The following is a 3,846-nucleotide window of genomic DNA, read 5'->3' as shown; positions in this document are numbered from 1 at the left end:
GGGGTTGGCGGCGACGTCGTTGGCGTGGGGTTTGTGGGAGCCGGTCAGTGAGATGACCGGCCGCCTGGACGAGGTGGCGTTGCGGCGGCATCGCCGTGATGGGATGCGGGCGTTGTCGGGGCCGTTGGGGATGGCGTTGTTCGATGCTGGTGTCGGGTCGTCGCGGGCGGTGTTGGTGGCGGCGGATCTGGATCTCGGGGTGATCGGGGAGGGTGAGTCCGAGCAGACGCCGGTGATGTTGCGGTCGTTGACGCGTCGTCGTCGTAAGGCGGTGCGGGAGCGGATGTCGGATCAGGCGCGGTCGTTGGGTGAGCGTCTGGTCGGGATGGCTGACGCGCAGCGGGCTGCTGCTCTGTTGGAGTTGGTGCGGCGTGAGGCGTCGTTGACTCTCGGGCACACCACGGGCGACGCCGTGGCCGCGGAACGACCCTTCAAAGACGCCGGATTCGACTCGTTGACGGTGATGGAGCTGCGAAACCGTCTCTCCGCGACGCTTGACCTGGCGCTGCCGAGCAGTGTCGTCTTCGACTACCCGAACCCCACCGTGCTGGCCCAGCATCTCGACCACCGGTTGACCGGTGGGGAGGCGCCGCAGCAGATGCCGGAGCCCGCGGCGGTCAGCCCGGCCGACGACCCGATCGTGATCGTGGGCATGGGTTGCCGCTTCCCCGGTGGTATCCAGGGACCGGACGATCTGTGGCAGATGGTGTCCGACGGGCTCGACGTCACCCAGGACTTCCCTGCTGACCGTGGATGGGACCTGGATCGGTTGTTCACTGACGATCCCAGCCGTCCGGGCCGGTCCGCTACCCGGCGTGGCGCCTTCCTGGACACCGTGCCGACCTTCGACGCCGAGTTCTTCGGCATCTCGCCCCGCGAGGCGAAGGCAATGGACCCGCAGCAGCGCCTGCTGCTGGAAGTAGCCTGGGAAACCTTCGAACAGGCCGGGATCGTTGCCGACACGCTGAAGGGAACTGCCGTCGGCGTGTTCGCCGGCGTTAACGACCACGACTATTCGCTCCGACTGCAGCAAGCAGACGATCTTGAGGGATACCGGCTCACCGGTACGTCGGGGAGTGTGGCCTCGGGCCGGGTGTCGTACACGTTCGGCCTGGAAGGCCCGGCCGTGACCATCGACACCGCCTGCTCCTCCTCGCTGGTCGCACTGCACCTGGCGGCCCAGGCTCTGCGTACCGGTGAATGCCGCATGGCGCTGGCCGGCGGCGTCGCCGTCATGACCACGTCGGACGCCTTCGTGGAGTTCTCGCGGCAGGGGGGCCTGGCCGTGGACGGCCGGTGCAAGGCGTTCGCCGACGGCGCGGACGGCACCGGTTGGGCGGAAGGTGTCGGTCTGCTGCTGGTGGAGCGGCTGTCGGACGCCCAGCGCGCCGGGCATCGCATCCTCGCGGTGGTACGCGGCTCGGCGACCAACCAGGACGGGGCATCGAACGGCCTGACCGCACCGAACGGGCCGTCGCAGCAGCGGGTGATCCGGCAGGCTCTGGCGTCGGCGGGCCTGTCCACCGGCGATGTGGACGCCGTGGAGGCCCACGGCACAGGAACGCGGCTCGGGGACCCGATCGAGGCACACGCGTTGCTGGCCACCTATGGACAGGACCGCCCCGAGGACCGGGCACTCTGGCTCGGCTCGGTCAAGTCCAACATCGGCCATACCCAGGCAGCCGCCGGCGTCGCCGGTGTGATCAAGATGGTGATGGCCCTGCAGCACGGCGTGTTGCCCCGGACACTCCACGTGGACGCGCCGAGCCGGCAGGTGGACTGGACCACCGGTGCCGTACGTCTGCTGACCGAGCCAGTGCCGTGGCCGGCGGGAGAGCGTGTCCGCCGTGCGGCGGTGTCGTCATTCGGGGTGAGCGGTACGAACGCCCACGTCATTCTGGAGCAGGCGCCGCCGGCGCCGCCGGCCGCGCACGAGCCGATCACCGAACGTACGCTGCCCTACCTGCTCACCGCCAAGACCGAGGGAGCGCTCCGGGCGCAGGCAGAGCGGCTGCTCCGCCGACTGGACGACGAGCGCCAGGAATTGGCCGGCGTGGCGTACTCGCTTGTGGCGAGCCGAACCCTCTTCGACAACCGGGCGGTGGTCGTGGCCGCCGACAGCGACAGCCTGCGCGACGGTCTCACCGCGATCGCCGCCGGCAGGCAGACCGCCGCGGCGGTTGCCGGACGGGCCGGGAAATCCATGACGGCCTTCCTGTTCACGGGACAGGGCAGCCAGCGACCAGGCATGGGACGCGGTCTGTACGACCGGTTCCCCGCCTATGCGGACGCCTTCGACCGGGCCTGCGCGGCACTCGACCAGCACCTGACCGGCCACGTCAGCCACTCTCTCCGCGACGTCGTCTTCGCAGCGGAGAACTCGGAGGTGTCGGCGCTGCTCCACCAGACCGTCTACACCCAGGCCGCGCTCTTCGCTCTGGAGGTGGCCCTCTTCCGGCTCACCGAATCCTGGGGCGTACGGGCCGACGCGCTCGCCGGCCACTCCATCGGCGAGCTTGCAGCCGCACATGTCGCCGGCGTCTTCTCGCTCGACGAGGGTGCGGCTCTGGTCGCCGCCCGGGGCCGGCTGATGCAGGAGCTTCCCTCCGGCGGCGCGATGCTGGCGGTGGGCGCGGCCGAGCACGACGTCACGCCGCTGCTGAATCCCCGCGTCGCGGTGGCCGCCGTCAACGGGCCCGCCGCGGTGGTGCTCTCCGGTGACGAGGACGCCGTTGCGGCTGTGGCGCAGCAGTGCGTCGCCAACGGTTGGAAGACGAAGCGTCTGCGCGTCAGTCACGCGTTCCACTCACCGCGTATGGACGCCATGCTCGACGACTTCCGGGAGATCGCGGCGGGGCTGTCCTACCGCGAACCGACGATCCCGTTGATCTCGACCCTCACCGGGCGGGAGGCGTCCGAAAAACTGCTCACGCCTGACTACTGGGTGCAGCATGTGCGTCAGCCGGTCCGTTTCCTCCAGGCTGTGCAGGCTCTGCGGGAGCGGGGCGTGACCACCTTCGCCGAGATCGGTCCCGACGCGGTGCTGACCGCGATGGCGGCGGACTGCCTGCCGGAGCAGAACGACCCGCACGCGTTCATCGCCCTGTCGCGACGCCAGCACGACGAGGAGACCAGCCTGATCGCCGCTGTCGGACGGCTACACACCCGCGGTGTACCCGTCTCCTGGGCAGAGCTGTTCCAGGAGGGTGAGGCCCGGCTCGTCGACCTGCCCACTTATGCCTTCGAGCGGGCGCGCCACTGGGTCGAGGCCCGGAAACCGGCGGCCGACGCGGTGGGGCTGGGTCTGGTGGGTGCCGAGCATGGGTTGTTGGGTGCGGTGGTGGAGTTGGGTTCGGGTGGTGTGGTGGTGACCGGGCGGGTGTCGGTGGGTGGGACGCCGTGGCTGGCTGATCATGCGGTGTCGGGTGTGGTGTTGGTGCCGGGTGCGGCGTTGGTGGAGTGGGTGTGGTGGTCGGGGGTTCAGGTGGGTGCGTCGGTGGTGGAGGAGTTGGTGGTTGAGGCGCCGTTGGTGGTGCCGCCGGTCGGTGGTGTGCGGGTGCAGGTGGTGGTGGGTGAGGCGGAGGAGTCCGGCCGTCGTGGGGTGTCGGTGTTCGCGCGTCGGGACGGCGTTGAGGAGGAGTGGGTCCGACACGCGAGCGGCTTCGTCTCCGGACGCGCCACCGATGCGGCTCGCTGGGACGAGGCCTGGCCGCCGGTCGGTGCCGAACCGCAGACGCTCGAGGGCTTCTACGACGCACTGTCCGAGGTCGGTTTTGAGTATGGGCCGGGTTTTCAGGGGTTGCGTTCGGTGTGGCGTCGTGGTGGTGAGGTTTTTGCTGAGGTGGT

Annotated in this window: 1 protein-coding gene and 1 pseudogene; both read left to right on the top strand. The window is 69.8% G+C overall.

Translation table 11 applies throughout. The annotated features are described in order from the left end of the window. Positions 1-52 precede the first annotated feature (52 nt). Positions 53-502, top strand: a pseudogene (locus ACLQ2X_RS28275) (beta-ketoacyl reductase); the annotation flags it as partial. Positions 503-640: 138 nt separating this feature from the next. Next, a partial coding sequence (locus tag ACLQ2X_RS28270) for a type I polyketide synthase (protein WP_425684121.1) occupies positions 641-3,846 on the top strand: 3,206 nt, incomplete at its 3' end.

Origin of the sequence: Micromonospora sp. DT31 (assembly GCF_049841795.1) — a bacterium.
Taxonomy (GTDB): Bacteria; Actinomycetota; Actinomycetes; order Mycobacteriales; family Micromonosporaceae; genus Micromonospora.
Note: the sequence above shows the minus strand (reverse complement) of the source record. Positions and strands in the feature narration are given on the sequence as shown.